The 23,894-nt window shown below is 64.4% G+C and carries 20 protein-coding genes and 1 tRNA gene; 6 read left to right on the top strand and 15 right to left on the bottom strand.

Going from position 1 to position 23,894, the window contains the following annotated elements; all coding sequences use genetic code 11:
- Window positions 1–200: 200 nt before the first annotated feature.
- A tRNA-Leu gene (locus tag JQ621_RS32065) sits at window positions 201–285 on the bottom strand.
- A 157-nt stretch (window positions 286–442) separates the two neighbouring features.
- On the opposite strand from JQ621_RS32065, the gene JQ621_RS32060 reads away from it, so the two are divergent.
- Window positions 443–985 (top strand): disulfide bond formation protein B, encoded by a 543-nt coding sequence (locus JQ621_RS32060; RefSeq protein WP_212240985.1) that lies wholly within the window; start codon window positions 443–445, stop codon window positions 983–985.
- Here JQ621_RS32060 and JQ621_RS32055 read toward each other — a convergent pair whose 3' ends face one another.
- Genes JQ621_RS32055 through JQ621_RS32045 form a run of 3 tightly spaced genes read right to left on the bottom strand, consistent with a single transcriptional unit; the run spans window position 986 to window position 4,526 of the window.
- On the bottom strand, window positions 986–1,714 hold the full coding sequence (locus JQ621_RS32055; RefSeq protein ID WP_212240952.1) for an ABC transporter ATP-binding protein: 729 nt from the start codon (window positions 1,712–1,714) through the stop codon (window positions 986–988).
- Entirely contained in the window at window positions 1,711–3,480 is a 1,770-nt protein-coding gene (locus JQ621_RS32050) for a branched-chain amino acid ABC transporter ATP-binding protein/permease (protein WP_212240951.1), read from the bottom strand. The genes JQ621_RS32055 and JQ621_RS32050 overlap by 4 nt, the downstream gene beginning before the upstream one ends.
- A 5-nt stretch (window positions 3,481–3,485) precedes the next feature.
- Window positions 3,486–4,526, bottom strand: a complete 1,041-nt coding sequence (locus JQ621_RS32045) for a branched-chain amino acid ABC transporter permease (protein WP_212240950.1) — start codon at window positions 4,524–4,526, stop codon at window positions 3,486–3,488.
- A 176-nt stretch (window positions 4,527–4,702) separates the two neighbouring features.
- Between JQ621_RS32045 and JQ621_RS32040 the strand changes: the two genes are divergently transcribed.
- Window positions 4,703–5,224, top strand: a complete 522-nt coding sequence (locus JQ621_RS32040; RefSeq protein WP_212240949.1) for a MarR family winged helix-turn-helix transcriptional regulator — start codon at window positions 4,703–4,705, stop codon at window positions 5,222–5,224.
- Window positions 5,225–5,390: 166 nt separating this feature from the next.
- Here JQ621_RS32040 and JQ621_RS32035 read toward each other — a convergent pair whose 3' ends face one another.
- The 11 genes from JQ621_RS32035 to JQ621_RS31990 all read right to left on the bottom strand — a co-directional run bounded on the left by JQ621_RS32035 (window position 5,391) and on the right by JQ621_RS31990 (window position 16,944).
- Complete coding sequence (locus JQ621_RS32035) at window positions 5,391–6,356, bottom strand: IS4 family transposase (RefSeq protein ID WP_249125703.1); 966 nt, start codon at window positions 6,354–6,356, stop codon at window positions 5,391–5,393.
- Between the two features lie 14 nt (window positions 6,357–6,370).
- Entirely contained in the window at window positions 6,371–6,493 is a 123-nt protein-coding gene (locus JQ621_RS35825) for a hypothetical protein (protein WP_283813220.1), read from the bottom strand.
- A 336-nt stretch (window positions 6,494–6,829) separates the two neighbouring features.
- Window positions 6,830–8,113, bottom strand: a complete 1,284-nt coding sequence (locus tag JQ621_RS32030) for a glycerate kinase type-2 family protein (protein WP_212240948.1) — start codon at window positions 8,111–8,113, stop codon at window positions 6,830–6,832.
- A 202-nt stretch (window positions 8,114–8,315) separates the two neighbouring features.
- Window positions 8,316–9,545: an ABC transporter substrate-binding protein gene (locus JQ621_RS32025; RefSeq protein ID WP_212240947.1), complete on the bottom strand. Its 1,230-nt coding sequence runs from the start codon at window positions 9,543–9,545 to the stop codon at window positions 8,316–8,318.
- Window positions 9,546–9,772: 227 nt separating this feature from the next.
- Window positions 9,773–10,999 (bottom strand): ABC transporter substrate-binding protein, encoded by a 1,227-nt coding sequence (locus tag JQ621_RS32020; protein ID WP_212240946.1) that lies wholly within the window; start codon window positions 10,997–10,999, stop codon window positions 9,773–9,775.
- Window positions 11,000–11,128: 129 nt separating this feature from the next.
- The gene (locus JQ621_RS32015; protein WP_212240945.1) at window positions 11,129–12,358 is read right to left on the bottom strand and encodes an ABC transporter substrate-binding protein; all 1,230 of its coding nucleotides are present in this window, start codon (window positions 12,356–12,358) and stop codon (window positions 11,129–11,131) included.
- Window positions 12,359–12,386: 28 nt separating this feature from the next.
- A complete protein-coding gene (locus tag JQ621_RS32010) occupies window positions 12,387–13,403 on the bottom strand; it encodes a branched-chain amino acid ABC transporter permease (protein ID WP_212240944.1) in 1,017 nt (338 codons plus the stop codon).
- Window positions 13,404–13,405: 2 nt separating this feature from the next.
- Window positions 13,406–14,284: a branched-chain amino acid ABC transporter permease gene (locus tag JQ621_RS32005; protein ID WP_212240943.1), complete on the bottom strand. Its 879-nt coding sequence runs from the start codon at window positions 14,282–14,284 to the stop codon at window positions 13,406–13,408.
- A gap of 219 nt (window positions 14,285–14,503) precedes the next feature.
- Window positions 14,504–15,217 carry an ABC transporter ATP-binding protein gene (locus tag JQ621_RS32000; protein WP_212240942.1) on the bottom strand — a complete coding sequence of 238 codons (714 nt, stop codon included), beginning with the start codon at window positions 15,215–15,217 and terminating at the stop codon, window positions 14,504–14,506.
- Window positions 15,214–16,011, bottom strand: coding sequence for an ABC transporter ATP-binding protein (locus tag JQ621_RS31995; protein WP_212240941.1), 798 nt, complete (start codon window positions 16,009–16,011; stop codon window positions 15,214–15,216). Before JQ621_RS31995 ends, JQ621_RS32000 begins: the two co-directional genes overlap by 4 nt.
- A gap of 66 nt (window positions 16,012–16,077) precedes the next feature.
- Window positions 16,078–16,944: an IclR family transcriptional regulator gene (locus tag JQ621_RS31990; RefSeq protein WP_212240939.1), complete on the bottom strand. Its 867-nt coding sequence runs from the start codon at window positions 16,942–16,944 to the stop codon at window positions 16,078–16,080.
- A 128-nt stretch (window positions 16,945–17,072) separates the two neighbouring features.
- Here JQ621_RS31990 and JQ621_RS31985 point away from each other — a divergent pair, with 128 nt between their 5' ends.
- The 4 genes from JQ621_RS31985 to pimC all read left to right on the top strand — a co-directional run bounded on the left by JQ621_RS31985 (window position 17,073) and on the right by pimC (window position 23,761).
- On the top strand, window positions 17,073–19,169 hold the full coding sequence (locus JQ621_RS31985) for a 3-hydroxyacyl-CoA dehydrogenase NAD-binding domain-containing protein (RefSeq protein ID WP_212240937.1): 2,097 nt from the start codon (window positions 17,073–17,075) through the stop codon (window positions 19,167–19,169).
- Between the two features lie 400 nt (window positions 19,170–19,569).
- Complete coding sequence (gene pimA, locus JQ621_RS31980) at window positions 19,570–21,246, top strand: dicarboxylate--CoA ligase PimA (RefSeq protein WP_212240935.1); 1,677 nt, start codon at window positions 19,570–19,572, stop codon at window positions 21,244–21,246.
- Window positions 21,243–22,430, top strand: coding sequence for an acetyl-CoA C-acyltransferase (locus JQ621_RS31975; RefSeq protein ID WP_212240934.1), 1,188 nt, complete (start codon window positions 21,243–21,245; stop codon window positions 22,428–22,430). The genes pimA and JQ621_RS31975 overlap by 4 nt, the downstream gene beginning before the upstream one ends.
- A gap of 140 nt (window positions 22,431–22,570) precedes the next feature.
- A complete protein-coding gene (pimC, locus tag JQ621_RS31970) occupies window positions 22,571–23,761 on the top strand; it encodes a pimeloyl-CoA dehydrogenase large subunit (RefSeq protein ID WP_212240933.1) in 1,191 nt (396 codons plus the stop codon).
- Window positions 23,762–23,894: the final 133 nt, after the last annotated feature.

Raw genomic sequence — 23,894 nt, 5'->3', positions numbered from 1 at the left:
GCCTGCTTCCTGTCGCGATTTCGATGTTGACCGTCATGCGCGACATCAGGAAACTCCCGCCCGGCGTCATCGGCCCTGAGCTGACGAGCGGCGGTCGTTGGTCGAATATTTGAAGACGCTGTGGCGCAGGTCGTCGGGACACGTGTCGCTTCCGGCGATTTTGCATGGCCGCGCCACGCGAAGCCCGAATGGGCGGAGCGTGGTGCCCCTGGCCGGAATCGAACCAGCACTCCTTGCGGAACTCGATTTTGAGTCGAGCGCGTCTACCAATTCCGCCACAGGGGCCCTCGGTCGGCCCCCGGTGAGGGCGTCGCGAAGCCGGCGGACTATAGCCATGGAAAAAGCCGGGTCAACCCGCGCCAAAGTGATCCCTGACGTTCTCGACAGGGGCTCGGTCGCGGATTACAGCCTTAGCGCCACGACCCCATCCGAAGAGGCCGCCGTGACGACCCAGAGCGCCGCAATACCCGCATTTCGCACCGCCGCCGGCGGCCCCGCGCTGACGGCCTCGCTGGCCGTCGCCCTGATCGCGGCGGCGACGATTGCAGGCGCCTGGTTTTTCCAGCTCGTCCTGGACATCCTGCCCTGCCCGCTCTGCCTGGAGCAGCGCTACGCCTATTATCTTGCGATCCCGCTCGGCCTGCTCACCGTGCTCGCTGCGCGGAGCGGCGCGCCGCGGCCGCTGCTGCTGGCGGGGCTTGCGATCCTGGCGCTGGCGACGCTCGCCAATGCCGGCCTCGGCACCTATCATTCCGGCGTCGAATGGGGGTTCTGGAAGGGGCCGACCGACTGCACCGGTCCGGTCGTCAATCTCGGCAGCGCCGGCGATCTGCTGTCGCGGCTCGACACCGTCAAGGTGGTGCGCTGCGACGAGGTGCAATGGCGCTTCCTTGGCCTGTCGCTCGCCGGCTACAACGTGCTGATCTCGCTGCTGATGTCCGCAATCGCCGCCTGGGGCTTTGTACGGACCGCGCAGCGCGGGTAACTACACGCTCGCACCTTCGTGCTGGAAGCCGAGATAGCTCGCCGCCACCCGCTCATTCGCCGCGATATCGCTGGCCTTGCCGCTGAGCACGAACTCGCCGAGCTCCATCACATAGGCCTGGTCCGCGATCTTGAGCGCGGCCTGCGCGTTCTGCTCGACCAGCAGCACGGAGACGCCGCTGGCCCTCAGCTCGGTGACGATGCGGAAGATGTCGGCGACGATGATCGGCGCGAGGCCGAGGCTCGGCTCGTCCAGCATCAAGAGCTTGGGCTCGCCCATCAGGGCGCGGCCCATGGCGAGCATCTGCTGCTCGCCGCCGGACAGCGTACCGGCAAGCTGCTTGCGCCGCTCCTTGAGGCGCGGAAACAGCGTGTAGATTCGCTCGATCGAGGCCTTCGCGCGGCTCCGCTCGATGCGGAAGGCGCCCAGCTCGAGATTGTCCTCGACATTCATGGTGACGAACAATTCGCGATGTTCAGGCACGAGGCCGAGCCCCATTGCGACGCGATCCTCGATGTCGAGCCGGGCGAGGTCTTGCCCTGCAAAGGCGACGCGGCCCTTCAGCGGCAAAATGCCCATGATGGCCGAGAGCAGCGTGGTCTTGCCGGCGCCGTTGGCGCCGACGATGGTGACGATCTCGTTCTCGCCGACGTCGAGCCCGACCGAGCGGACGGCTTCGACCTTGCCATAGGCGACGTGCGCGTCAGTGACTGACAACAGCGCGCTCATGCCGCCACTCCGAGATAGGCCTTGATGACTTCGGGATTGGTCTTGATCGTGGCGGGCGTGCCCTCCGCGATCTTGGTGCCGAAATCGAGCACCACGATGCGGTCGGCCAAATTCATCACGAAGCCCATGTCGTGCTCGACCAGCAGCACGCTCATGCCGCCGTCGCGCAGATCGCGCAGCAGCTTTGCGAGCTGTTGCTTCTCCATGTGGCGGAGGCCCGCGGCCGGCTCGTCGAGCAGCAGAAGCATCGGATCGACGCATAGCGCGCGGGCGATCTCGACGATGCGCTGCTGGCCGAGCGACAGCGATCCTGCGAGCTGGTGCATCTGGTCGGCAAGGCCGACGCGCTCGATCTGGCGCGCGGCTTCCGCCAGCAGCCTGGCCTCATCGGCGCGGTCGAGCCGCAGCATCGAGGAGATCGGTCCGGAATGGCCGCGCAGATGCGCCCCGATCGCGACATTCTCCAGCACGGTCATGTCAGGCACGAGCTTGACGTGCTGGAAGGTCCTGCTGATGCCGAGCTTGACGATCTCCTGCGGCGGCGCGTTGTCGACCGGCTTGCCGAGCACCGAGATCGACCCCGATGTCGCCGACAGCACGCCGGTGATCAGGTTGAACGTGGTGCTCTTGCCGGCGCCGTTCGGTCCGATCAGCGCGACGATCTCGCGGGCCTGGACGTCGAAGGAGACGTTGTTGACCGCGATCACGCCGCCGAATTGCTTTCGCGCTTTTTCGACGTGGAGCAGGACGCCGGCTTCGCCGGACCGGCGGATGCGCTGCTCGAGCTTGAGCGAGGTATCGGGCTTCTTGCCGCCTGACCGTTCGGGCAGGAACGACATCAGCCAGGGCCAGACGCCGCCGGGTGCGAGCTGGAGCAGCGCCACCAGCATGATGCCGAACACGATGGTCTCGACCTGGCCGGAGCCGGGCACGATCAACGGCAGATAGCTCTGCAACACCTCTTTCAGGATCACGACGATCGCCGCGCCCAGCACGCCGCCCCAGACATAGCCGGCGCCGCCGACTACGGCGATGAAGAGATATTCGATGCCGGCCTGCGCCCCGAATGGCGTCGGGTTCACCGCGCGCTGGAGATGGGCGTAGAGCCAGCCGGAGAGGCCGGCGAGCACGGCGGCGTGGATGAACACCAAGAGCTTGGCGCGTGGCGTGTGCACGCCGAACGCCTCGGCCGCGACATGGCCGCGCCTGAGCGCGCGGATGGCGCGGCCGGTGCGGGAGTCCAGCAGGTTCGTCGTGAGCAGCGCGGCGAGGATCACCGCGACCCAGATCGCAAAATAGATCGAGCCGGGTGAGAGCATCCTGAACGAACCGATCGACAGCGGCGGGATCGCCGAGATGCCGTCGTTGCGGCCGAGGAATTCCAGCTTGCTGAAGAGGTAGAACAGGCCGAGCCCCCAGGCCAGCGTGCCCAGCGGCAGATAGTGGCCGGAGAGGCGGACCGTGACCAGGCCGAGCAGCACCGCCAGCAATCCGCTCACGAGCAGCGACAGCGGCAAGGTCAGCCACGGGGACAGGCCGTAGGCCGTCGTCAGCAGCGCGGTGGTGTAGGCACCAAAGCCAACGAAGGCGGCCTGTCCGAACGAGGTGAGGCCGCCGACACCGGTAAGCAGCACGAGGCCCATCGCAACCAGCGCGGCGAGCCCGATATTGTCGAGCAGCACGATCCAGAACGGCGGCATGCCCGGGATGAACGGGATCGCTGCCATGACGAGGGCGAAGACGAGGATGGGAAGCCGGCTCTGCATCGCGCTCAGTCCTTCTCTTCCTCGACGGCGGGGGCCGCGAGCGAGCGCAGCAGCAGCACGGGGATCAGGAGCATGAACACGATCACCTCCTTGTAGTTGGAGGCATAGAAGGACGAGAACGCCTCGACGATGCCGACGAACAGGGCCGCGACCGCGGTGAGGGGATAGCTGACGAGACCGCCGATGATCGCGGCGACGAAGCCTTTCAGGCCGATCAGGAAGCCACTGTCGTAATAGAGTGTCGTGATCGGCACGATCATGATCCCCGACAGCGCGCCGATGACGGAGGCCAGCAGGAACGCGATCTGTCCGGACAGCGTGGTGCGGATGCCGGCGAGCCGGGCGCCCAACCGGTTGACGGCGGTGGCGCGCAGCGCCTTGCCGTAGAGTGTCAGGCCGAAGAACAGCCACAGACCGACAATGAAGGCGATGGTGATGCCGTAGACGGTGAGGCTCTGGCCGGTGAAGCGCAGCGATCCCGCGGTGAAGGCGCCTGACAGCACGGCAGGTCCGCGCTGACCCTCGGCGCCGAAGAACAACAGGCCGAGGCCCTGCAGGGCCAAATGCGTGCCGACCGAGGCGATCAGCAGCACCAGCACCGATGTATGGGCCAGCGGCTGGAACGCGATGCGGTAGAGATAGAGCCCGATCATCGCCACGATCACCAGCGACAGTGCGATGCAGACCGCAACCGGCGGCTTCTGGGCGGCGAGGTTGATCGTCAGCGCCAGCACGATCGCCGGCAGCACGACGTTGGCGAGGACGCTGCGCAGGATCAACCGGCCATGCAGCGTCTTGCGGGCCGCGAACAGGTCGAAGCCACAGGCGACAATGCCCATGGCCAGCGCCAGCTTGGCCGTGCCCGGCATCTGGCCCGAGGCCAGCGAGGCATAGGTCAGCGCGCCATAGGTGACGAATTCGCCCTGGGGGATGAGGATGACGCGGGTGACGGCGAACACCAGCACCAGCGCCAGGCCGAGCAGCGCATAGATCGCGCCATTGGTGATGCCGTCCTGCACCAGAAACAGCATGATGGTGGTGTTCAAGACCGGACGCTCCCCCTTAGATCAAGGGCCGGTCTCCGCAATTGCGGTGGACGGTCCCCTCACAGCCATTGAAATACGACGGCGATATTTGATATGGTCCATAACAATTATCAAATATAATCTCAAGGGTGGCGAACGACCCATCCCGAATTTAGCGGGATTGCGAGCATGAGGCGATGACCGTTTCGAAAACCGCTGAAAAGTCTGCTGAAAAGGCCGGTGACGGGACCAGGGGCCGCAAGGATGCGCCCGAAGGCTTGCCCGAGGCCCTCCAGCTCGGCGAGCTCTCCGAGCAGCTCGGCTACGTGCTGAAGCGGGCGCAGCTCAAGGTGTTCGAGAACTTCCTGCACTGCATGGCCTCGCTCCAGCTGACGCCGGCGCAGTTCTCCGTGCTGCTGCTGGTCGAGAAGAACCCGGGCCGTAACCAGACCGAGATTGCCTCCACCCTTGGCATCCTCCGGCCGAATTTCGTGGCCCTGCTCGACAATCTCGAAAGCCGCGACCTCTGCGCCCGGATCCGCTCCACCAACGACCGCCGCTCGCACATTCTGGTGCTGACCGACAAAGGCAAGGCCGTGCTGACACGCGCCAAAAAGCTCGTCGCCACCAAGCACGAGTCGCGGCTCAACGAGCTTTTGGGGCAGGCCAACCGCGAGGCGCTGCTGGAGATGCTGTCGAAGATCGCCAACGAATTTTGAGCTCTTACCCTCCCCTGGAGGGGGAGGGTCGATTCGCATGAGCGAAGCGAGATGCGAAGCGGGGTGGGGTGGGGTGACAGTCTATCCATCGAGGCGGTGCCCGTGCGGAGAGATCACCCCACCCCGGCGCTTCGCGCCGACCCTCCCCCTCCAGGGGCTACCGGATTCACAGATCGCCTCGGCGCATTATGAGGTTTGCGCCGCGCTTCATAGCTTGGAACTCCAGCCAGCCCTGAAGTATGACGACGGGGCCCGGCTTGCCGTAATAGCCGGTCCATCCGCCCAGACGCGCGCAGACCCAGGCTGCGCGCGCGAGCGATCCCTTCGGATGGGGGTTTTTCTGCCGCTCCGTCTTGCCTTCAAGGTCGGCGCAGCAGGCCTCGATAAGTGGGATGTCCTCGGGCTCGAATGCATCGCTCAGAGGCCGTAGCGTTCCCGGACCACCATCACGGGCGTGCACAAGTTGCTGGATGCACACCGCCGCGATCAGCGTCGCAGTTATCAGCCGGTCGCGGGGGGCCTTGTCCTCAATCTGCACATCTTCGATATCGAAGCCTGCGCTCTTGAGGACGCGGAACAGCTGTTCAATTGCCCAGCGTTGCCGATAAAGATCGACCGTCCCCCAGGCCTCCGCCTCACTGGCCACTGTGTGTGTCGTTAGAAGCCGCCAGTGAATCGGCGCCTCTCCAGCCGGCGAGTTGATCTCGCGGACATCAATGACGTTCACGACTACGCTTTCCGGCAAGTCGGCGCGCAATCCATTTTTGGGGCGGGCAAGCCTTGCCGGCATGAAGCGTATTTCAAGCTGCGCGGTGCGCTGCCTGCGGCCGGGCTTGGCGGGCAACTCCAGCTCCGCTCGCCCCATCGCAGGCAGTGCATCGGCTCGCGCAAATAGCGTATGGCCATCGGCCAGCGCGCGATCATGGGCCGCACGTACTAGCAATTCGACGCGCTCCGGACGCAACGCAAAAGCCTCAAAGATATCGCTCTCGCGATCGGCAATCACCGTCACGGAAGCCGCGCCGGCGCATACAGATGCTGCATGGTCAGCGCCTTCCAGCCATCGGAAGCTCTCCTTCTCTTCGATCGGTACGGAGCGGCGCGCTGCCCGCCGGCCCTCCTTGCGCTCCAGGAAGCTGCCACCGATCAGCCCCAGGATCGCGCGCCGTCCTGCGCATCCAGAGCTAATACGGCATGCAGATACTCACCCCCGCCACCTTCCGAGCGCAGCACAGTCGTGTCCTGGATCGCCAGGACATGCCGTCCCATGCAGCGTTCTGCCGTCCGCCCGGCTGCTTCCGTCAGCATCTCCTCACAGCTGAATGCTTCATTGCGCAAAAGCCGCGTCAGACGGATCTCTCCTGCCCGAGAGCCGCCCAATCGACGCACCCGTAACTTTCTGCCGCCCGAGGCAACGAGGCGGCCCAGAAGGAACGCCCCCCTTTTTGCAGGCGACGGTCGCCAAACCGTCCCAGTCCAGCTTCCATGCCGTCCTCCCCTTCAGTCGGACAATACGGAATCAGACATCCCTGCCGTCTTCAACCTCGATGTGTGAATACCGTAGCCCTCCAGGGGAGGGTAAGGTGAGTTCTGCTCGCCCTACTCTCAATCCACCAAAATCACCCTGATGTCGTTTACATTCGTCAGCGTCGGCCCCGGCTGCAGCAGATCCCCCGTCGCCTCGAAGAACGTCGTCGCGTCGTTGTTGTCGAGATAGGCCTGCGGCTGAAGTCCCTGCGCCTTCATCCTGGCGAACGTCGCCGCATCGATCAGCGCGCCAGCGGGGTCGGTGGGGTGGCCGGCACCGCCGTCGGCGCCGTCGGTGTCGCCGGCGAGCGCCGAAATGTCGGGCGTGTCCTTCAACAGAGAGGCCAGCGCCAGCGCGTATTCCTGATTGGGGCCGCCGCGGCCATTGCCGCGCACGGTCACCGTGAGCTCGCCCCCGGAGAGGATCGCGACGCGCTTGCCCTGCGCGCGTGCGGCAAGCGCGCGTCTTGCGTGATCGGCCGCGACCTCGCGGGCCTCGCCTTCGAGATCGGCGCCGAGATCGATGGTCTCGTAGCCGGCCTGCTTGGCGAGCTTCACCGCGGCGTCGAGCGATTGCCCGGGCCGCGCGATCAGCTCGAACGTGGCGCGCGCAAAGGCGGCATCGCCCGGCTTGCAGCTCTCATTGGCGGGATCGTCGAGCGCGCGGGCCACGGCATCGTCGATGGCGAGCTTGTACTTCGCGACGATCGCGCGCGCATCGGCGAGCGTGGTCGGATCGGGCACGGTGGGACCCGAGGCGATCGCGGAAGGATCGTCATGCGGCACGTCGGAGATCGCGAGCGTCACGATCTCGGCGGCGTTCCGGCCGGCGCGCGCGAGGCGTCCGCCCTTGATGCGCGAGAGATGCTTGCGCACGACGTTCATCTCGCCGATCGGCGCGCCCGAGCGCAGCAGTGCCTTGTTGACGGCCTGCTTCTGCGCAAAGCTGATCCCGTCCACCGGCGCGATCCAGTTCGCCGACCCGCCGCCGGTGAGCAGCACCAGCAGCAGGTCGTCCGGCCCCGCCTCACCCGCGAGCGCGAGCGTGTCGGCCGCGCCCTTCAGGCCGGCTTGGTCGGGCACGGGATGGCCGGCCTCGACGACGCGAATGCGGCGGGTCGGCACGCCATAGCCGTGGCGCGTGGTTGCGATACCGAGGAGGCGCTCCGGCGCGAGCCCCAGCGTGTCGAGATAATGCCGCTCGGCAGCCGCGGCCATCGCGGCGGCGCCCTTGCCGGCGGCGAGGCAGATCACGCGCCCCTTCGGCGCGGGGCGCAGGTGAGGCGCCAGGATGGTGCTCGGATGGGCGGCGGCAACGGCGGCGTCGTAGAGCGCGCGGAGCAGGGGGCGTCGATCGGTCATGACGATTGGCCTTCAGCAGACTCTTGAGCAGACTAGGGCGACGGCGCGGGCACCGCCATTCCCTGCCTAGCGCATCGGGCGCGAAAGGGTAAGCAGCCATTACCATCATTCGATTGTGCAATCGCGTGATGATATCCGGCGCAGCAAAAACCCCCTGCGATCATCTCGCAGGGGGCTTTTCATTGTCGGGATAATTGAGACGCTAGCCGCCGACGTCGGCGCTGATCACGTCGCCGAACAGATCCCATTTCTCGCCCTTGAACCGTTCGAGCTGGAGCTGGCTGATCGGGGCAAAGTCGGTCGGGGAAGTGTTGATCTGGATGCCCGGCAGCAGCACCTCGGTGCGGAAGTTCTTCAGGCTTGCCGCCTGCTTCATGACGTTCTCGCGCGTGAGATCGTCGCCGCACTGCTTCAGGATCTGGACCAGCGTCTGCGCCACGCCGTAGCCGACGACGGTGCCGTGGTCGAGCTTGTCGCCTTCGGGAAAGTACTTATCCATGAAAGCGAGGAAGTCCTTCATGCCGGGATCATCCTTCCACTGCGGATCCGACACGTCCTTGAGGTAGTCGGCGGAGATGATGTCCTGCGCATTCTCGAAGCCTGCGGGCTTGAGCACGGCGCCGACGTTGCCCGAGACGTTGTTGAGGAAGTGCAGCGGTTTCCAGCCGACCTCCGCGATCTTCTTGATCGCCTGCGCCGCGAATTTCGGCGTCGTGATGTTCATGAAGACGTCGGCATTGCTCGATTTCAGCTTGATGATATGGCTGTCGATGGTTGGCTCGGAGGTTTCATAGCTTTCCTCCGCAACGATCATCGAAGCGGCCTTTGCGCCGAGACCATCCTTCAGACCCTTGAGATAGTCCTTGCCGTAGTCGTCGTTCTGGAACAGCACGGCGATCTTGGCGTCCGGCTTGTTCTTGAGCAGCCATTTCGCATAGATCTGCGTCTCGCTCTGGTAGGACGGCTGCCAGCCCATGGTCCAGGGGAAATTTTTCGGATCGTTCCATTTGGTGGCGCCGGTCGCGACCAGGATCTGCGGCACCTTCTTCGAGTTCATGTATTTCTGGATCGCCGAGTTCGACGGCGTGCCGAGCGAGTTGAAGATGAACAGCACCTCGTCGCTCTCGACGAGCTTGCGGGCCTGCTCGACCGCCTTCGGCGGCGAATAGGCATCGTCGTAGGAGATGAAGTTGATCTTGCGGCCGTTGATGCCGCCTTCCTCGTTGATCTTCTTGAAATAGGCGGCTTCGGTCCGCCCGATGAGGCCGTAGGCGGAAGCTGGTCCGCTGTAGGGCATGATGTTGCCGACCTTGATCTCGGTGTCGGTCGCGCCGGTGTCGTATTTTTTCTGGGCCGAGGCGATGGAGGTCGAGGCCGCAATGAGCGCGAGCGCCAGTGACGCAACCGCAAACTTGCCGGTGACAGCGGGCATTCCAATCTCCCTTGATTTTCTTGGTGTGTGCGCTCCTTTTTTTGGCTTGATTGTTTTTGGCGGCGCACCGGCAATTCAATACGATTTGCCTTTGCCCTTCAACAGAAAGCCCCCGCGACATCGTCGCAGGGGCTGCTTCTTTAGTAGTCAGCGGCGCCTGTGCAACTGCGAGACGGCGGCGCCGTCCTTGGGTTGCTCGATGCTTGGCGGGCTATTCTGGGTTGATGTCAGTGAGCGAGGTTGCTGGAGATGACGTCGCCGAACAATTCCCAGGCCTTGCCTGTGAACCGCATCATCTGGAGCTGCTCGATCGGGGCGAAATTGTCGGGCGCGGTGTTGATCCTGATGCCGGGCAGCAGCGTATCGGGTGCGAAATCCTTCAGGCTTGCGGCCTGCTTCATGACGTTGTCTCGGGTCAGGTTGTCGCCGCACATCTGCAACACCCTCGCCATGGTTTGTGCAGCGGCGTAACCGAACACGACGCCGACATCGAGCTTGTTGGCCTTCGGATCGTATTGCGCGATGAAGTTGTAGAACCTCTTCATGCCGTCATCGGCATTCCATTGCGGGTCGGAGCCGTCCTTGAGGTAGCTCGCCGACAGGATGCCTTGCGAGATCTCGTAGCCCGCCGGCTCGATCACGCCGCCGACGGAGGTCGAGACGTTGGAGACGATGTGCATCGGGTGCCAGGCGATCTCGGCCGCCTTCTTGATCGCTTGCGCCGCAAACTTCGGCGTTGTGATGCTGATGAAGACGTCGGCGCCCGAAGCCTTCAGCTTCACGACATGCTCGTCGATCGCGGGCTCGGAGGTGTCGTAGGGCTCTTCCAGCACGATCATCGGGGCTTTGTCGCCGAGCCCCTCTTTCAGTCCCTTCAGATAGTCCTTGCCGAAATCGTCGTTCTGGTAGAGCACGCCGATCTTCGCGTCGGGCTTCTCCTTCATGATGTATTTGGCGTAGATCTTCGCTTCGCTCGCGTAGCTCGGCTGCCAGCCCATGGTCCAGGGGTATTGCTTCGGGTCGTTCCACTTCGAGGCGCCGCTCGCCACGAACAATTGCGGCACCTTGCTCTCGTTCATGTATTTGCGGATCGCGCCGTTGGTGGAGGTTCCGAGCGAGCCGAAGATCAAGAGCACGTTGTCGCTCTCGACCAGCTTGCGCGCCTGCTCCACCGTCTTCGGCGGCGAATAGGCATCGTCATACGAGATGAACTTGATCTTGCGGCCGTTGATGCCGCCCTCGGCATTGATCTTGTTGAAATAGGCTTCCTCGGCCTTGCCGATCGCGGCGTAGGCCGAGGCCGGGCCGCTATAGGGCATGATGTTGCCGATTCTGATCTCGGTATCGGAGGCGCCGTTGTCGTAGGCCTTCTGCGCCAGAGCGGCAGTGTTCATCGCAGTGCACAACGCGAACGCGGCAAACAGCGCTACAACCGGAAATCGAACGGCAGTCATCTCACTCCCACCTCACCAGGATCGGCGTCGCATTGAACAAATTTGATATCTGACGTCAACAAAAAGCCCCCGCGATCGTTCGCGGGGGCTTTGTCGGCGTGGACCGGCTTGGGCTGCGACGTCAGCGCGTCATTCGGAGGCGACGTCGCCGCTGATGATCTCGCCAAAGAGTTCCCACTTCTCGCCCTTGAACCGCTGCATCTGGAGCTGCGAAATCGGCGCGAAGTCGGTGGGGCTGGTGTTGATCTTGACGCCGGGCAGAAGCGTGTCCGGAGCAAAATCCTTCAGGCTCGCCGCCTGCTTCATGAGGTTGGCACGGGTGAGATCGTCGCCGCACTGCTCCAGCACCTTGGCCATGGTCGAGGCCGCGCCGTAGCCGTAGACCATGCCGGTGTCGGTCTTGTCGGCGCCGGGCATATACTTGTCGACGAACTCGTTCCACGTCTTCATGCCGGGGTCATTGTTCCACTGCGGGTCGGTGGAATCCTTGGCATAAGCCGCCGAGAGCACCTCCTGCGAGGCCTCGAAACCGGCCGGCTTCATCACGCTGCCGACCGAGATCGACACGTTGGTGAGGATCTGGAGCGGCTTCCAGCTGAGCTCCGCGGTCTTCTTGATGGTCTGGGCCGCGAACTTCGGTGTCGCGTAGATCAGAAGCACGTCGGGATTGGCAGACTTGATCTTGACGATGTGACCGTCGATTGATGGCTCGGAGACTTCATAACTTTCTTCCATGATGATCATGGAGGACGCCTTCGCACCGAGACCGTCCTTGGTTCCTTTGAGGTAGTCTTTGCCGAAATCATCGTTCTGATAGAGGATCGCGACCTTGGCGTCGGGCTTCTCCCTCATCAGCCATTTGGCATAGATATGCGCTTCGCTCTGGTAGGAGGGCTGCCAGCCCATGGTCCAGGGGAAGTTCTTCGGGTCGTTCCACTTGGTGGCGCCGGTCGCGACGAACAGCTGCGGGATCTTCTTGGCGTTCAGGTATTTCTGGATCGCGGAGTTCGAGGGCGTGCCGAGCGGGTTGAACACGGCGAGCACCTCGTCGCTCTCGACCAGCTTGCGGACCTGCTCGACGGCCTTCGGCGGCGAATAGCCGTCGTCATAGGTGACGAAGTTGACCTTGCGGCCGTTGATGCCGCCCTTGTCGTTGATCATTTTGAAATAGGCTTCTTCGGTCTTGCCGATGATGCCATAGGCCGAGGCCGGACCGCTGTACGGCATGATGTTGCCGATCTTGATCTCGGTATCGGTCGCGCCGGTGTCGTATTTCTTCTGAGCGAGTGCTGCGCCGGAGGTGAGGGTCGCGACCGCCGTTACGAGTGCGGTGGTTCGCAGTGTTCTTCCGAAAGTCAATTTGGTCTCCATCCTTGATTGAAGCGTTTCAGTTCTTTCTGAGCCGTCCGGCGAATTGCTGGCCCAGGATCGCGACTTGCCTTGCGCCGTGCGGCACGAGGTAGATGACGAGGAACAGGAGCACGCCGAACACGGCGCCGGAGAGGCCCTTGGAGATGCCTTCGGCGATGTTCGGCACGAAGATGATGAAGGCCGCGCCGATGATCGAGCCGGGCAGCCAGCCGACGCCGCCGACGACCATGCCGAGGAACAGCTGGATCGCGAGCGTGATGGTGAAGCTGTCGGGCGCGACGAACTGCACCGCGATCGCGCTGAGACCGCCGGCGACGCCGGTGATTCCGGCAGAGACGCCGAAGGCCAGCGTCTTGTAGAGTGCGACGTTGACGCCCATGGCGGAGGCCGCGATCTCGTTGTCGCGGATCGCCATGAAGGCGCGGCCGGAGCGGGAGCGCAGCAAATTGACCGAGAAGATGTAGATCGCGAGCACGACGACGAGCGTGAAGTAATAGAGCCACATGTCCTGCGACATCGGCAGCCCGAACGGCGCATCCGGCTTGGTGACGACGAGGCCCTGCACGCCGCCGGTCCACTTCTCGAGGAAGTTCAGCTTGAGCAGCTGCGGCATCGCGGTGGCGAGCGCGAAGGTCGCCAGCGCGAGATAGACGCCGGAGAGCCGCAGCGCCGGCTGGCCGAACAGGAAGCCGACGCCGAAGCAAAGCACGCCCGCGACCGGCAGGCAAAGGAAGTAGGGGATGTTGAACTGCTCCATCATCACGGCCGTGATGTAGGCGCCGATGCCGTAGAACGCGCTCTGTCCGAGCGAGAACTGGCCCGAGCCGCCGGTCAGGATGTTCAGCGCCAGCACGGCGAGGCCCAGATACAGGAGCTGGGTCAGCTGGAAGATGACGAAGTTCTTCGCAAACAACGGCACGGCGATGAGGAGCAGCAGCACCACGATCGAGGTGCCGCTTCCCAGCGTCATGGCTCGCTTCGGAACGGCCTCGACGGCCGGGGCTTCCGTGACGACGTCTTCGACTGCGCTCATGATCAAACTCGCTTGACGATTTGCCGGCCGAACAGACCAGCGGGTTTGACGACCAGGACGGAGATGATCAGCGCGAGCGCGATCGGGAGTTTCAGCTCGTTGCCGACGCCGGGAATGTAGGTGCCCGCGAGATTCTCGAAGATGCCGACCAGGAAGCCGCCGACCACGGCGCCGAACGGGCTGGTGAGGCCGCCGAGCACGGCTGCGGCAAACCCGTAGATCAGCACGCCGCCCATCATGTTGGGCTCGAGGAACACGACCGGGGCAATCAGCATGCCCGCGATCGCGCCGATCGCGGTCGCCATGCCCCAGCCCAGCGCGATCATCCAGCTCGTGTTGATGCCGACGAGGCGCGCCGATTCAGGCACCGAGGCGGCCGCGCGCATGGCAAGGCCGATCCTTGTGTACTGGAAGAAGAAATACAGGCCGAGCAGCAGCAGCACGGTGACGCCGATCATGCCGGCCTGGTGGGTCGAGATCAGCTGGCTGCCGAGGAACGGCGAGGAGCCGAACGGGGTCGGATATTGCTTGATGGTGAAGTCCCAGATCAGGCCAGCCGACGAGTTGATGATCGCAAACAACGCGATGAAGCCGGCGACGTTGGTCAGCACCGGGGCCTTGGCGAGCGGCTTGAACAGGATACGCTCGATGGCGATGCCGGCGACGAAGGACAGCGCGAGCGTGATCACGAAGGCGCCCCAATAGGGCACGCCCCACTGCATCAGCTGCCAGGAGATGAAGGTCGAGAACATCGCCATCTCGCCTTGCGCGAAGTTGAGATGGTCGATCGCCTGGTAGATCATGACCACCGCGAGCGCCATGCAGGCGTAGATCGCGCCCGTGGCAATGCCGGCCAGCACCTGGTTGGTAAATAGCTCCATCGTGCCGGCTCCCTAAAACTTGCCCGATGCGGGGTGAAATGCGACGACGTCGGAGGTCCACCTCTCCCCAGCGGGGAGAGGTCGATTTGCGCAGCAAATCGGGTGAGGGGCCGCAGCTTCGGAATGGGACCGTAAACCCTCACCCGGCGCTACGCGCCGACCTCTCCCGAAGGGAGAGGTGAAGCGAGCGCGCGGATAGATCGAATCCATCATCTCACCTCAGTAACCCAGATAGGATTTGCGGATTTCTTCGTTGTTCGCGATGTCCTTGGCATTGCCCGACATCACGATACGGCCGGTCTCGATCACATAGGCCTGGTCGGCGAGCTCGAGCGCGAGCTGGGCGTTCTGCTCGACCACCAGGATCGACACCTTGTCCTCGCGGTTGATCTTGCCGAGGATGCCGAACAGGTCGCGCACGACCAGCGGCGCAAGCCCGAAGGACGGCTCGTCGAGCAGCATCAGCCGCGGCCGCAGCATCAGCGCGCGCGCCACCGCCAGCATCTGCTGCTCGCCGCCCGAGAGCGTGCCGGCCTGCTGGGTATGCCGCTGCTTCAGCACCGGGAAGTGCGCATACATGCGCTCGATGTCCGAGATGATGCCGGCATTGTCCTTGCGGGTGATGGCCCCGAGCTGAAGATTCTCCTCCACCGTCATGGTGGTGAAGGTGCCGCGGCCCTGCGGCACATGGGCGATGCCGAAGCGCACGATGTTTTCGGTGGATCGGTTGTTCAGCGGCTTGCCGTCGAACTCGATGCCGCCGGTGGAGCGCACCATGTTGCAGATCGCGCGCAGCGTCGTGGTCTTGCCGGCGCCGTTGGCGCCGAGCAGCGTCGTCAGCGAGCCTTCGTTGAGCGAGAAGGAGAGGCCATGGAGTGCCTGGACCTGGCCGTAATAGGCGCGCAGGTCCTTGACGTTGAGCAGAACGGTCATTGGTCCTTGCTCCCGAGATAGGCCTTGATGACGTCGGGGTCCGCCTGCACCTGGGCGGGCGTGCCTTCCGCGAGCTTCTTGCCGAAATTCAGCGCGACGACGTGGTCGGCGATCGACATCACGAGGCCCATGTGATGCTCGACCAGCAGCACCGTCATGCCGCGCTCGTCGCGGATGCGGCGGATGAGGTCGCCGAGAATGTACACCTCTTCGTGGTTGAGACCGCCGGCGGGTTCGTCGAGCAGCAGGATCTTCGGGTCTGCCGCCAGCGCGCGCGCCAGTTCGACGCGCTTCTGCGTGCCGAACGGCAGGCCGGAGACGGTGGTGTGGGCGACGTCCTCGAGGTCGAGATAGGCGAGGATCTCGTGCACCTTCTTGTTCACGCCGCTCTCGCCGCGGCGAACCCAGGCAAGGCGCAGCGAGTCGCTGATGATGTCGGAGGAGGTGCGGGCATGCGTGCCGACGCGGACATTGTCCATCACCGACAGGTTCGGAAACAGCGCCACGTTCTGGAAGGTGCGGCCGATGCCGATCTCGGCGATCCGGTGCGGCGGACGCGTCAAAATGCTCGCGCCTTCCAGCAGGATGTCGCCTGACGAGGGCTGGTAGAGGCGGGAGAGGCAATTGAAGAGCGTGGTCTTGCCGGCGCCGTTGGGGCCGATCAATCCGAGGATCTGTCCCTTGTGCATCTCGAAGGACACGCCGTTGAGCGCGACGATGCCGCCGAACACGACGCTGACGTCGCGAACCGCGAGCAGAGGCGATGTCCCCTGTGCGAGCTGTGCCTGCGTCATGTCGTCTCGCCCACACCGTTTCGCAGGCGAAGGGGCGATGCGAACCGCTCCCTGACATGACAAAGGCTATCTGATCCCCTCGGCCACACGCGCAACTTTTCCTCCTGATTTCAGCTTTTTGCTGTCGTCTTTTTTGGATGGCGGCATCAGTCCCCCGAGTGCCGCTTCGATGTTCCTTACCATCGCAAGCAGACGGGGTCCAATGTCGTTGATCAATCGCTCTTCCGTGAAGCGGAATGCGGGCGCGCCGCAATTGAATGCGTAAGGCCCGGTTCCGTCGTTGAGCCTGAGCGCGACGCCGGCGGCGCCGATGTCATCGTGCCAGTCGCCGACCGAGATCGCGAAGCCGTGCTTGGCAACCGTCTCGCCGGAACGCTCCAGCCCCTCGCGCATCTTCGGCCAGCGGCTGCCGTAATGTTCGCGCAGGACACGCGTCAGTTCGGCGCGGTCTTCCTCGCCGAGCGCCCAGAAATAGGCGCGGCCCATCGCGCTGGTTGCAATCGGCACGCGCGAGCCGACGTCAAGTTGAACGCCGACGGTCTCGCTGCCGCGGCTCTGTCCGAAATAGATCATGCTGTGACGGTCGCGGCCGCCGATCGCGACGGCACCTCCCGTCGCGCGCATCAATTCCTCGCGGAACGGTTCGGACAAATGCCGAACGCCGAGATTGGCGAGCGCCGCGTAACCGAGCGCCATTGCGGCCGGTGCCAGCTGATATTTCTCGAAACGGGGAACCGGCGTCAGATAGCCAAGCTTCGTCAGCGTGTAGGTCAGCCGCGAAACGGTCGGCTTCGGCAGATTGGTGCGGGAGGCAATCTCCTGATTGCCGAGCAGTCCGTCGCTGGGCTGGAATGCGCGCAATACGTCAAGTCCGCGGGAAAGCGCCACGACGAAATTCCGATCGGTCGCAGTCTTCTTTCCTGTACGCTTCATCCCTGATCTGCTCTTGCGCGGAGTCGTTGACAAGCCACGTGCTTCAAAATAACCCTGCCGTCAAGATGCGGAATTAAATTCCGCACCGCGAAATCGAACAAAACTACATCCCACCAAGGAGGGAAACCGTGAGCGAAGTGGTCAAGCTTGAGCGTCATGACGAAGTCGGGATCGTCACGGTCAATAGCCCTCCGGTCAATGCGCTGAGTGCCGCAGTTCGGGGTGGAATCCTGGAATGCATCAAGGCCGCCATCGCCGATCCCGCGATCAAGGGCATCGTGCTGACCTGCGCCGGCCGCACCTTCATTGCGGGGGCCGACATCACCGAATTCGGCAAGCCGCCGAAGCCGCCCGGCCTCAACGAAGTGCTCGCCGAGATGGAGAATTCGCCGAAGCCGATCGTGGCTGCGATCCACGGCACCGCGCTCGGCGGCGGCCTCGAAGTCGCGCTTGCCTGTCATTTCCGCGTGGCTGTCAAAGAGGCAAAGCTTGGCCTTCCCGAAGTGAAGCTCGGCCTGTTGCCGGGCGCCGGCGGCACCCAGCGCCTGCCGCGCGCGGTTGGTCCCGAGCTTGCCGTGAAGATGATCGTGGGTGGCGATCCCATCGGTGCGGCTGAAGCGCTCAAGGCCGGCCTGATCGAGGAGATCGTCGAAGGCCCGGCGTCCGGCGGCGAAGCCTTCGTCCGCCAGCTGATCGCCGAGAAGCGCCCGCTGCGCCGCCTGCGCGACGACGATTCCAAGCTCGCAGCTGCGAAGGCCGATCGTTCGATCTTCACCAATGCGGTCGCATCGATGACCAAGAAGTCGCGCGGCCTGGAAGCGCCGTTCGCTGCGGCCGATGCGGTCGGCTACGCCATCGACCTGCCGTTCGACGAAGGTCTGAAGAAGGAGCGCGAGGGTTTTCTCAAGCTCGTCGCCAGCGACCAGTCCAAGGCGCAGCGCTACGCCTTCTTCGCCGAGCGCGAGGCCGCCAAGATCGCGGGCGTCCCCGAGGGCACCAAGTCGCGTCCCGTTAACCGTGTTGCGATTTTGGGCGCCGGCACCATGGGCGGCGGCATCGCAATGTCCTTTGCCAATGCCGGCATCCCCGTCACCCTGATCGAAACAGGCGAGGAGCAGCTCAAGCGCGGCATGGGCATCATGCAGAAGAACTGGGAAGCCACCGCCGCGCGCGGCGGCATCCCGGCGGATGCGCCCGCCAAGCGGATGGCTCTGATCAACGGCGTGGTCGGCATCGAGAACGTCGGCGATGCCGACCTGGTCATCGAAGCCGTGTTCGAGACCATGGCGGTGAAGCAGGAGGTGTTCGGCAAGCTCGACCAGTACGCCAAGCCCGGCGCGGTGCTCGCCTCCAACACCTCGTACCTCAACATCGACGAGATCGCGAAGGCGACCAAGCGTCCGCAGGACGTGCTCGGCATGCACTTCTTCTCGCCCGCCAACGTCATGAAGCTGTGCGAGATCGTGCGCGCCGACAAGACAGCGCCCGATGCCCTCGTGACGGCTGTCTCGATTGCGCGCAAAATTGCAAAAGTGCCGGCCGTGGTCGGCGTCTGCGACGGCTTCGTCGGCAACCGCATGCTGGCGCAGCGCGGCAAGCAGTCGGAAAAGCTTTTGTTCGAGGGCGCGCTGCCGCAGCAGGTCGACGCCGTCGTCACCAAGTTCGGCATGCCGATGGGCCCGTTCGCGATGGGCGATCTGGCCGGTCTCGACATCGGTTGGCGCTCGCGCAAGGACCGCGGCATCAAGTCGGAGATCGCGGACGCGCTCTGCGAAGCCGGCCGTTTCGGCCAGAAGACCGGCAAGGGCTACTACAAGTATGAGGCCGGCTCCCGCGCGCCGATGCCCGATCCGGAGGTCGAGAAGCTGATCGACGAGACGCTGCTGCGTCTCGGCCGCAAGAAGCGAATCGTCAGCGACGACGAGATCCTCGAGCGCATGATGTATCCGATGATCAACGAGGGCGCGAAGATCCTCGAAGAGGGCATCGCGGCCCGTCCCTCCGACATCGACGTGGTCTGGCTCTATGGCTATGGCTGGCCGATCTATCGCGGCGGCCCGATGTTCTGGGCCGACAGCGTCGGCCTCAAGCACATCGCCGACCGCCTGGCCTTCTATGCGAGGGAGACCAACGACCCGAGCCTCGAGCCCGCGCCGCTGCTGAAGAAGCTCGCAGCCGAAGGCAAGACGTTTGCGTCGCTGGCGGCCGAGTCGAAGGCGGCGTGATCAGGTTGGGTGCTGCTGCTATGTCCCCGCTCCGGGCAACGCTCTCTCCGTTCCCTCCCCCCTTGTGGGCAGGGCAATCGCATATGGTGTGTAGGATGCGGCGGCATTGGCAGTCGGCTCCCTCTCCCGCTTGCGGGGGAGGGCTGGGGTGGGGGCTGTCTCCGCATTGGGATTGTCGAGAATTGCGGAGGATGTCCCCGAGTGGTGAGAACCCTCACCCGCCGCGCTCTCCGAGCGCGTCGGCCTCTCCCGCAAGCGGGAGAGGCGGAGTAAGCCCGCGGTCCTCGCGAAATCCATATGCGATTGCCCAACCCTCCCCCGCAAGGGGGGAGGGAGCCCGTCCGTCCGTGGCCACCTCACGCGACACCATCACGACCGCTTTGCAGAGTATCGATCGCCTATGACCCATCCCGGCGAACAGTTTTACCCCGAGGGCGTGCATTGGGACGACACCATCGTCCAGGGCACGTTGCCTGACCTGCTGTCGACGGCGGCAACGAATTACGGCCCGCGCACCGCGATCGAGTTTCGCGATTCCCCGATCACCTACACCGAGCTCGCCGGGATGGCCGAGCGCGCGGCCGCCGCGTTCCTGCGCGCCGGCTGCGGCAAGGACACCTCCGTTGCGCTGTTCCTCGGCAACACGCCGGATCATCCCGTCAATTTCTTCGGCGCGCTGAAGGCCGGCGCCCGCGTCGCGCATCTGTCGCCGCTCGACGGCGAGATCGCGCTGACGCACAAGGTGTCCGATTCCGGCTCGCGCCTGCTGGTCACCTCGAACCTCCAGGCCCTGCTGCCGACCGCGCTGAAATTCCTCGAGAAAGGGCTGATCGACCGCCTCGTCGTCTGCGAGGACGATCATTGGGGCAAGGTCGGCACGCCGCAGGCGGCAATTCCTGATGATCCCCGGATCGTCACCTTCCAGGCCTTCGTCGCGGGCGCGCCGCTGCCGGCGCAATGGCCCGCTGTCGCGGTCGATGACGTCGCGCTGCTGCAATATACCGGCGGCACCACCGGCCTGCCGAAGGGGGCCATGCTCACGCACGGCAATCTCACCTCTGCCGTGTCGATCTACGACGTCTGGGGCAAGCCGGCACGTGCGGCGCGCGGCGACGTCGTCGAGCGCGTGATCTGCGTGCTGCCGCTGTTCCACATCTACGCGCTCACCGTCGTGCTGCTGTCCTCGCTCCGGCGCGGCAACCTGATCTCGCTGCACCAGCGTTTCGACGTCGAAGCCGTGATGCGCGACATCGAGGTCAAGCGCGCGACCTATTTCCCGGGCGTGCCGACGATGTGGATCGCGATTGCCGCGCTCCCCGATCTCGACAAGCGCGACTTCTCCTCGCTCAACGCCATCGGCTCCGGCGGCGCGCCGCTGCCGGTCGAGGTCGCGAGCTTCTTCGAGCGCAAGGTCGGCAAGAAGCTCAAGAGCGGCTGGGGCATGACCGAAACCTGTTCGCCGGGCACCGGCCATCCGCCTACAGGTCCCGACAAGCCGGGCTCGATCGGCCTGATGCTGCCCGGCATCGAGCTCGATGTCGTCTCGCTGGACGATTCGACAAAAGTGCTGCCGCCGGGCGAGGTCGGCGAGATCCGCATCAAGGGCCCGAACGTCACCAAGGGCTACTGGAACAAGCAGAAGGAAAACGCGGAGTATTTCTCCGACGGCCGGTTCCTGACCGGCGACATCGGCTATGTCGACACCGACGGCTATTTCTTCCTGGTCGATCGCAAGAAGGACATGATCATCTCGGGCGGCTTCAACGTCTATCCGCAGATGATCGAGCAGGCGATCTACACCGTTCCAGGCGTGCACGAGGTGATCGTGCTCGGCATTCCCGACCCCTATCGGGGCGAAGCCGCCAAGGCCTTCATCAAGCTGAAGCCGGATGCAAAGCCGTTCACGCTCGACGAGCTGCGCGCCCAGCTCGCCGGCAAGGTCGGTAAGCACGAATTGCCTGCGGCGGTCGAGTTCGTCGAGGATCTGCCGCGCACGCCGGTCGGAAAGCTGTCGCGCCACGAATTGCGCCAGCAGCAGAAACCATCTCATCTCACGCAACAAGGAGGTCGCTCTTGACCGACGCCGTCATCGTTTCCACTGCCCGCACGCCGATCGGCAAGGCCTATCGCGGCATGCTCAACGCCACCGAGGGCGCGACGCTGCTCGGCCATGCCATCGGCGAAGCCGTTGCGCGCGCGAAGGTCGATCCGAACGAGATCGAGGACGTCGTGATGGGCGCTGCGCTCCAGCAGGGCGCAACCGGCGGCAACATCGCGCGTAAGGCGCTGCTCCGTGCCGGTCTTCCCGTCACCGTTGCCGGCACCACGATCGACCGTCAGTGTGCTTCGGGCCTGCAGGCGATCGCGCTCGCCGCGCGCTCGGTGATCTTCGACGGTGTCGAGGTCGCGGTCGGCGGCGGCGGCGAGTCGATCTCCCTCGTCCAGAACGACAAGATGAACGGCTTCCACGCCCAGGACCCGGCGCTGCTCAAGATCAAGGGCGAGGTCTACATGCCCATGATCGACACCGCGGAAGTCGTCGCCAAGCGCTACGGCATCTCGCGCGAGAAGCAGGACGAGTATTCTCTCGAGAGCCAGCGCCGTACCGCGGCGGCGCAGCAGGGCGGCAAGTTCAAGGACGAGATCGCGCCGATCACGACGCAGATGGCGGTCACCGACAAGGCGACCGGCGCCGTGTCGATGAGGGAAGTGACGCTGTCGCAGGACGAAGGTCCGCGCCCCGAGACCACGGCCGAGGGTCTTGCCGGACTCAAGCCCGTGCGCGGGGAAGGTTTCTCCATCACCGCCGGCAACGCCAGCCAGCTCTCGGATGGCGCCAGCGCCTCGGTGATCATGAGCGACAAGGAAGCGGCCAGGCGCGGTCTCAATCCGCTCGGCATCTTCCGCGGCTTCGTGTCGGCCGGCTGCGAGCCGGACGAGATGGGCATCGGCCCGGTGTTTGCCGTGCCGCGCCTGCTCAAGCGTCACGGGCTGAAGGTCGACGACATCGGTCTGTGGGAGCTCAACGAAGCCTTCGCGGTGCAGGTGCTCTATTGCCGCGACAAGCTCGGCATCGACCCCGAGAAGATCAACGTCGACGGCGGCGCGATCGCGGTCGGGCATCCCTACGGCATGTCGGGCGCGCGCCTGACCGGCCACGCCTTGATCGAAGGCCGCCGCCGCAAGGCCAAATACGCGGTCGTCACCATGTGCGTCGGCGGCGGCATGGGGGCGGCGGGGTTGTTCGAGGTGTTGCAGTAGTTTTCTGTCGTCCTGGCGAAAGCCAGGACCCATACTCCGCAGCAGGAGTTTGGCGGACAGACAGCAGTTGCCTTCGCGAAACGAAGGCTGGTGGTAATGGGTCCTGGCTTCCGCCAGGACGACAAGGGTAGGAGGATCCGATGGATCTCGCATTCACGAAAGAAGAGCAGGCGTTTCGCGAGGAAGTGCGGTCATTCTTCCGCGACAACGTGCCGCCGGATACGCGGCGCAAGCTGGTCGAGGGCCGCCACCTCTCGAAGGACGAGATGGTGACGTGGTGGCGCATCCTCAACAAGAAGGGCTGGGGCGTCAGCCACTGGCCGAAGGAATATGGCGGCACCGGCTGGACCGCCGTGCAGCACTATATCTTCAACGAGGAGCTGCAGTCCTATCCGGCGCCGCAGCCGCTCGCCTTCGGCGTCAGCATGGTCGGCCCCGTCATCTACACCTTCGGCAATGAAGAGCAGAAGAAGAAGTACCTGCCGCGCATCGCCAACGTCGACGATTGGTGGTGCCAGGGCTTCTCCGAGCCTGGCTCCGGCTCCGACCTCGCCTCGCTCCGCACCAAGGCCGAGCGCAAGGGCGACAAGTGGATCATCAACGGACAGAAGACCTGGACGACGCTGGCCCAGCACGCCGACATGATCTTCTGCCTGTGCCGCACCGATGCCAATGCCAAGAAGCAGATGGGCATCTCCTTCATCGTCTTCAGCATGCACTCCAAGGGCGTCACGGTGCGCCCGATCCAGACCATCGACGGCGGCCACGAGGTCAACGAGGTGTTCTTCGACAACGTCGAAGTCCCGATCGAGAACCTGATCGGCGAGGAGAACAAGGGCTGGGACTACGCAAAGTTCCTGCTCGGCAACGAGCGCACCGGCATCGCCCGGGTCGGCGTCTCCAAGGAACGGCTGCGCCGCATCCGCGATCTCGCCGGCAAGGTCGAGTCCGGCGGCAAGCCGATCATCCAGGATGCAAGCTTTCGCGAGAAGCTGGCGGCGTGCGAGATCGAGCTGAAGGCGCTCGAGCTGACGCAGCTCCGCGTCGTCGCGGACGAAGGCAAGCACGGCAAGGGCAAGCCCAATCCGGCCTCGTCCGTGCTCAAGATCAAGGGCTCCGAGATCCAGCAGACCACCACCGAGCTTTTGATGGAAGTGATCGGCCCGTTCGCCGCGCCCTACGACGTGCACGGCGACGACGGCTCCAACGAAGCCATGGACTGGACCGCCCAGATCGCGCCGAGCTACTTCAACAACCGCAAGGTCTCGATCTACGGCGGCTCCAACGAGATCCAGCGCAACATCATCGCCAAGGCGGTGCTGGGGCTTTGATCTGCTCCCTCTCCGCGGAGGCGGAGAGGGCAATTCTTCCACCGTCATTCCGGGGCGCGACGAAGTCGCGAGCCCGGAATCCATAGCCACGATCGGGAGTATGGATCCCGGGCTCGCGCCACGCGCGCCCCGG

The organism is Bradyrhizobium manausense, assembly GCF_018129685.1.
GTDB classification, from domain to species: Bacteria; Pseudomonadota; Alphaproteobacteria; order Rhizobiales; family Xanthobacteraceae; genus Bradyrhizobium; species Bradyrhizobium manausense_D.
Note: the sequence above shows the minus strand (reverse complement) of the source record. Positions and strands in the feature narration are given on the sequence as shown.